Annotated in this window: 6 protein-coding genes; 2 read left to right on the plus strand and 4 right to left on the minus strand. The window is 34.7% G+C overall.

The annotated features are described in order from the left end of the window. On the plus strand, positions 1–234 hold a 234-nt coding region (locus ACTL4S_RS16155), incomplete at its 5' end, for a hypothetical protein (RefSeq protein ID WP_441299662.1). Between the two features lie 617 nt (positions 235–851). Then, positions 852–1,538, plus strand: a complete 687-nt coding sequence (locus tag ACTL4S_RS16160; RefSeq protein WP_441299667.1) for a sugar transferase — start codon at positions 852–854, stop codon at positions 1,536–1,538. A 303-nt stretch (positions 1,539–1,841) separates the two neighbouring features. Here ACTL4S_RS16160 and ACTL4S_RS16165 read toward each other — a convergent pair whose 3' ends face one another. The 4 genes from ACTL4S_RS16165 to ACTL4S_RS16180 form a co-directional block, all read right to left on the minus strand. Further along, positions 1,842–2,642 carry an IS5 family transposase gene (locus tag ACTL4S_RS16165; protein WP_441299663.1) on the minus strand — a complete coding sequence of 267 codons (801 nt, stop codon included), beginning with the start codon at positions 2,640–2,642 and terminating at the stop codon, positions 1,842–1,844. A 423-nt stretch (positions 2,643–3,065) separates the two neighbouring features. After that, positions 3,066–5,249 (minus strand): polysaccharide biosynthesis tyrosine autokinase, encoded by a 2,184-nt coding sequence (locus ACTL4S_RS16170; protein WP_441299664.1) that lies wholly within the window; start codon positions 5,247–5,249, stop codon positions 3,066–3,068. Between the two features lie 34 nt (positions 5,250–5,283). Beyond that, positions 5,284–5,712: a low molecular weight protein-tyrosine-phosphatase gene (locus tag ACTL4S_RS16175; protein ID WP_441299665.1), complete on the minus strand. Its 429-nt coding sequence runs from the start codon at positions 5,710–5,712 to the stop codon at positions 5,284–5,286. After that, the gene (locus ACTL4S_RS16180) at positions 5,712–6,812 is read right to left on the minus strand and encodes a polysaccharide biosynthesis/export family protein (protein WP_441299666.1); all 1,101 of its coding nucleotides are present in this window, start codon (positions 6,810–6,812) and stop codon (positions 5,712–5,714) included. The genes ACTL4S_RS16175 and ACTL4S_RS16180 overlap by 1 nt, the downstream gene beginning before the upstream one ends. Positions 6,813–7,079 lie beyond the last annotated feature (267 nt).

Consider the following 7,079-nt stretch of genomic DNA (forward strand, 5'->3'; position numbering starts at 1 on the left):
CCTCTTGATCCTCTTGATCCTCTTGATCCTCTTGATCCTCTTGATCCTCTTGATCCTCTTGATCCTCTTGATCCTCTTGATCCTCTTGATCCTCTTGATCCTCTTGATCCTCTTGATCCTGTTGATCCTGTTGATCCTCTTGATCCTCTTGATCCTCTTGATCCTCTTGATCCTCTTGATCCTCTTGATCCTGTTGATCCTGTTGATCCTGTTGATCCTGTTGATCCGATGTGAAATTTGTGTTCTTCATCACAATATCTAGAATTACCTTACATTTTGTCACATTTTTTTTAGTGTGAGCTATATTGTATTTTGTAATTAATATTTTATTGGATTAACAATACTTTTCTATATTTATTATTAAGATCTAGTAGGGCTTATTAAATGGAAATAATTTACGAAATGGCTTATTTCGTTGAAAAAATTATAAGAATTTTATTGCAACATTAAATAAATTTTCATTGATAATATTTAAATAAAAAAATTAATAAAAAAAATATTAATATAAGATTATTTTTTGGTTGATAGCCTTCATCTAAAATATACCTCTACTTAAAAAATAACACTCTTGATATGATTGAAAAAAAATAGACATATCGAGGTGTTTATTAATGGATCTAAAAAAATATAAAAATAAGATCAAAAAAAATGAAGAAAGTAATATTTTAATATATAAGCCTTTGTTTGATGAGAAAAATAATATTTTATTAAAAAAATATTCAGAAAATAAGGGGGAGTATAGAAGTAAAATAATACAGTTTTCTTCAGAAAAAGATCGATCAAATAAAATGAATAAAAAAAAATTTAGGTATTTTATGTATAAAGATAATTTAATATTAAGAAATTCTTTAATACCTCAAGTACATTTTTATTCCGTTGCTGATTTATTTGAAAGTAAAGAATATGTATCTAAGCGATTAATTGATATAGTTATTGCATTAATGGCTTTGATTATATTATTTCCAATTTTTATTATAGTGGCGTATAAGGTTCAAAAAAATTTGGGCTCTCCAATTTTCTTTTATCAAGAACGACCTGGTAAAAATGGTAAATTATTTAAAATGATTAAATTTCGTTCTATGAGGAATACAATAGATAAGGAGGGTAATCCTTTACCTGATAAATTTCGCATCACTTCATTTGGAAAAAAATTACGTTCTACTAGTTTAGATGAAATGCCTCAGCTGATTAATGTGTTAAAAGGAGATATGAGTATTGTCGGACCTCGGCCTCAAATGAAAGAGTTTCTCCAACATTATACTGAAGAACAAATGAGACGACATGAAGTAAAACCTGGTATGACAGGACTTGCTCAGGTAAGTGGACGCAATAATTTATCTTGGGAAGAAAAGTTTGAATTAGATGTGCAATATGTTGAACAGTATAATATGTGGCTTGATTTTAAAATTATGTTTAAAACGGCTAAAGTGATGTTAAGTCAAGAGGGAATTAATGCCCCTGACCAGGAAGTAGGTGCTACACGATTTTCGAAAAAAAATATTACAGATACTTCTTTATTTACAAAAGAGGTAAAATAATATGATCAAACATAAATTCGTTCTGTCGTTGGTCTAGGCAACCATTTTTGATTCGAAAATGGTTGTTTTCTCAAGAGGTAAGGAGCTTTCAATATTAAATTTTTATCTAATATTATTAAAAATGAGAGCACTAATTAATCTTGAAATATAGAATCATAGTCTTGAGTGTCTTTAGGTTATACTGTTTAATCATGTTAAATTTGAGTTTTGTAGCGATATGATAGATCCACCTTGGAGGAGGCTATACCTAACATTAAAATTTGATAATGCTATTTATATTTAGTAATAGACTTCTTTCATAAATCATTTTTTACTCAGCTCCAAGTTATAGATTCCAGCAATTAAATTGAATCTCAAACCGAGTATTTTAGCTCTATTGCGATAACGTTCCGCAAGTATTTTGAAGGTTTTCAGGCGACCAAATACATGTTCAATCCCTACTCTTCTTTTATTGATTTCCTGATTATAGATTTTGAGTTCAGTATCCAGTTTACAGTGTCTTTTGGCTTTTAACGGCAACAGACTATTCGGATGCAGAGCATAAATTTCTTGATAGCCTTTATCTGCAAGGATAAAAGCCCCAAAAGGAATCTGGTTTAAATTGCGTTTGAACAACTCGAAATCATGCACTGCACCGCGACTGCTACATAAACTCAGGATTTGCTGAATCTTGTAGTGAATTATGGCCTGTACTTTAAAGGTATGGGTCTTTTTCTTGCCGCTATAGCTTTTCTTCTGTTTTTTAGGTTCCTGGATTGGAATTTCCGTGGCATCTACAATCACAATATTCCAGTCGATGCCTTCGCCTTCGGGTAAATTAAACAGATTGGACTGAATCAGACAATCTTCAACATGATGTACAATTCGTGAAGCTGTTGGCTCTGAAACCCCGTAACTCGTCGCAACATGAAATAACGTTCGGTATTCCCGCCAATAGCTCAGACAGAGCAGAACCTGATCTTCCAGGCTTAACTTGGCCGGTCTGCCTTTGGCAGGGACACGCATTTTCAATTGCTCAACCATTAAATAGAAGGTTGACCATGAGATGCCGGTGTATCGCTTGAACTGAGGATCAGAAAGCTTGTTTGAATCGATGTATTTCATCCGCAGATTATGCATGAATGCTAAAAAATCTGAAGTACAAATATTCATCAAAAAGAAGATCATTTTTTGATTTATGAAAGAGATCTAATAGTTCTTTATTTAGATTGGATCAAAATAATTCAGAAATTAATCCAGCTTAGTTTTTCTAAAGATTTCTTTATCAATAGATTTTCTATTACTGAGTATTGATGCTAGCTTAGATACAATGTATTTATTACCCACACAAACATAAAAAACTTTAAACAGATTTAAATTGAATGTTTTTAAATCTGTTTGAAGCCCTACAATATTTAATTACCCTTTTTATAATAAGTTTTAAGAAAGTGACTTTCTGTAAAAAACAGCCTAATCAACACTCTTATTTCTGAAAAACACTTTAATTTTTCAGAAAATTAAATTTACTTAATATAAATCAAATTTATATTAATCCTCATCTTTGGAAGCTGTATAAGCATAGGCATAATTATAGCCATAACTACCAGCAGAGCCTTTTTGTACGTCATTTAGAATAACACCATTAACTTTTACATTCGCTTGTTCAAAACGATTGACAGTAATTTCAAGTTCTTTAATTTGGGTTTTTCCATGGCGTGCAACCAATAAATTCACACCTGCGTACTGTGCAATAATAATACCATCTGTCACGGCAAGGACTGGTGGAGTATCAATCAGAATATGATCAAAAGAGGCTGATGCCTGATCTAAAAATGCTTTAAATTGATCCGTGCTCAAAAGTTCAGAAGGGTTGACTGGGCTTTTGCCTCGAGTAACAAAGAACAGGTTCTCTACAGTAGAGTTTTGTACTACATCTGCATAGGTATTTTGACGATTCAACAGCTCTGCTAAACCAGGTTTTACATCGGCATTGAAATACTTATGTAAATAACCTCGACGCATATCACCATCAATCACTAATACTCTTTTTCCGCCTTGCGCTAGAATAGTTGCCAAGTTAGTAGTAATAAACGATTTTCCAATTTCTGGAGCAGGTCCCGAAATAGCAATTACATTATTATTGGCATTCATGAGGGCAAAATGAATCGCTGTTCGCATACTACGCAAGCTTTCAATTGCAATATCACTGCTATCTTTAACCGCAAGAATAGGAATACTCTTTTTCTTTTTTAGCAGGTTGATGCGACTTTCTTGGATTAAAGAGCGTGGTATCGTCGCATAAACAGGAAGATCCAACTCATTTTCAATCTGAGCCGCATCTTTAATACCTGAGCGCATCATATTACGTAACAATGCCAGCAATGTTCCTAAGAAACCACCAAGGAAAATTGCTAAAATCAGAATCTGTAATTTCTTTGGTTTAATTGGTTCAATGGGTTCAACCGCAGTATCTACAATACGTACATTACCAATTTCACCTGCTTTAGCAATTCGAAGTTGTTGATACGAATTGAGCAGACCTGTATACAATTGTTGCTTCACTTCGACTTCACGGAAAAATTGTAAGTACTGACGTTGTAATTCAGGTAAACGTTTTAAAGTCCCATTTAGCTCAGCAATTTTTTGATTGATTGCACTGAGTTGCGCATTCATTTGCTGCATCATTGGATGTTCGCCGGTATATTTGGCTGAAGCTTCAGCAACACGCTGTTCCAATTCCGCTTTTTGAGTTTCTAAAGTGATGCTTTGAGTTAGAAATAATTCCGATTCTTTAGTCACATCTACAGTATTATATTGCTGACGGAAACGGTTGAATTCACGCTCTGCAGCATCAAGTTGTTGTTTGAGTTCAGGTAATTGATCTTCTAAAAACTTAAGTGTTTGAGCAGTCTCTGCTGAACGACGTTCAATATTCTGCTGGCTATAAGCAGCCAGAATGGCATTCAGAACTTCAGTAATATGTTGTTTATCATGGCCTTGATAGTTCAAACCCAGCACACCACTCATCTTGCCTTTTTCAGCAACTGAGTAATTGGCGGTTAAAGATTGCATCGCAGCAGGCAAGCTTTGTTTTTCAATATTATAAGCGGCATCGAAACTGTCTTGACTAAAAATAGCCACTTTCCAGAGACCATATTCAGATGAGGATTGACTCACTTGGTTTAATGGGGCAGAAAAAACCACTTGTTCAGTTTTTTCATCTGTTAGAGTGTATTTTCCTGGCTCAAAACTTAAAATTAATTTTTTATCTTGGAAGTATTGAGGGATATCGAATTGGCGAATATCAAAACTGTTTTGATTATCTTTGAATAATACAGATTTTTCTGAATATTCAGTGGCATATTCATGGTTGGCCATTAACCGGTTCCAGAAACTATCCTCTGTACCAGATACACGAATATTTAAATTTAAATGGTTGATGACCTCACCCAGCACTAAACGTGACTTTAAAATTTCAATCTCAGCTTGAGCAGGGGATTTTTGTTCGATCATACTTGATAACTCCCCTAACAATGCAGTGGAAGTACCTTTACTATCTTCGACTTGTACCATGGCATCTACTGCATAAGTATCCGGTGTGGTTCTTAAATACAGTAAGGCACAAATCAGACTTAAAATAATGCACAGTGCAATAAGTTTCCATTGCGCAATTAAAGAAAAAAATAATTCTTTTAAATCAATAGTGTCTTCGGTGTTGGCGGTTTGGCTCATAATTTAAATATCAAAAAGTGAAATATTAAAAAACTTAAATATATTTTTTCCAGTCAGCAATACAGGCTTGAATCAACTGGCAGGTCTCATCAAAGAATGCTTGATCATGTTGATAAGGATCGGCAACATTTTTACTTTGCCAATGACCTAATCTAAACGTTTTACCTTTAGCAAAAGGCCAAGTCTGTTCGATATGCTTTTGCTGATTTTGACTCATCACAAGAACCAGATCAGCTTTTTTGATCAATTCGGCATCCAGTTTTTTCGCAATATGTGGACTCATATCAATCCCAAAACGTTGCATACATAAACAGGCTTTTTTATCAGCTGCATGACCGACTAAACCGGAAATACCCGCAGACTCAATCTGTAAATACGGATATTCCTGTTTTAAAAAGTATTCTGCCATAGGACTACGGCAAATATTGCCAATGCAGACCACTAAAATATTATTAATTTTCATTAGTTCCCTAAACGCTCGAAACTATAAATAGCATTGGAGAAAGGTATAATTTGGTTTACGATACGTTGCCAGCGTGCTAAACCAGATGCATCGACATAAACAATATCATTGCTGTGCATCTTAAATTGATTGGCGAGACCAAAATCAGCAATGCTGGTCAAGTCCATTTGGTAGACTTCAGTGTGAAGAACATTTGGCTGACTTCTAACGATATAAACTTTACTCCGACTGGCAGAAAGCGGATTTAAGCCCAAGCTTTCTCCTAATACATCACTCAGGCTCATCCCTTGATCACGTATAGGTAATGACTGATTTTTTCCAGATTCACCCATAACATAAATTTTCTGATTTTCACGATTATTGACATATAAGGTATCATTGGGCTGAATCAGCAGATTATGGAGTGAGAGGCCAGCTTTTTCTAGCTCTACAGTGTTCAGACTATATGAGCGTCCTTGGCGGACTAAGGTCATAGAAGCATTATCACCTTGCTCTGCATTTACACCGCCTGCCATACCTAAAGCAGTGTAAACACTAACAGGTTGATCACTCAAATAGAATTGACCACCTTTCAGAACATTACCTTGAACCGAATAACGTTGACCTTGATACGATACTACTCGTGCGATTACATCGGGGTTTTTTAGGTAGCGTGATAGCTGACTGCGTAATTCACGATTGACTTGGGTCAGTGGCTTTCCTGCGGCTCTATAACGGCCAATAATCGGGAAATGAATATAACCTTCTGAATCGATTTGGAAACCATTTGCTTGAGCAGACTGATCACTACTAATATTCGTTGGAGATGTGAGTTCTGGATAAGCCCATAAATAAATAGATAAAATATCCCCTGCACTTAGACTGTAGTTACGATGCTGTGCACTAAATAGATGGGCATATTCTTGTTGAATATTCTGTACAGCAGGCTGAACAGCCATAATAGAATCTTGAGTAAGTTTTATGACATTCACTGTAGTGCCGAGGTCGGTTTGAAAAACGCCTTCGCTAGGTAAGTCGTAGGTTTGTAAACCAGAGGTGACCGCACATCCTGTGGTGGCAATACCGCCTGCCAATAAAAGAATTAATTGAAAATGTCGCACATGTTTTCCCAAATATTAATTTTTAAATTCATTTTAAATTGAGGCTATTCTACCTAAGTTATAGGTTATATACATAGCAATTTGTAACGATGTTCAAACTTTACAAGATAGAAAATTAATACATTCAAAAAAGTAAAAGCTATTTAGGGTGTGTTAACACTTTTAGTTTAAAAAAATAGCGAAGTAGTAAAATCAAATCGCCAAACCCAATTTTACTATTCGCTATGCCTCGTACCATGCTGACAGATCAACACTGGCAAAAGTTGA

Origin of the sequence: Acinetobacter lwoffii, from assembly GCF_052078135.1 — a bacterium.
In the GTDB taxonomy this organism is placed as follows: domain Bacteria; phylum Pseudomonadota; class Gammaproteobacteria; order Pseudomonadales; family Moraxellaceae; genus Acinetobacter; species Acinetobacter lwoffii_Z.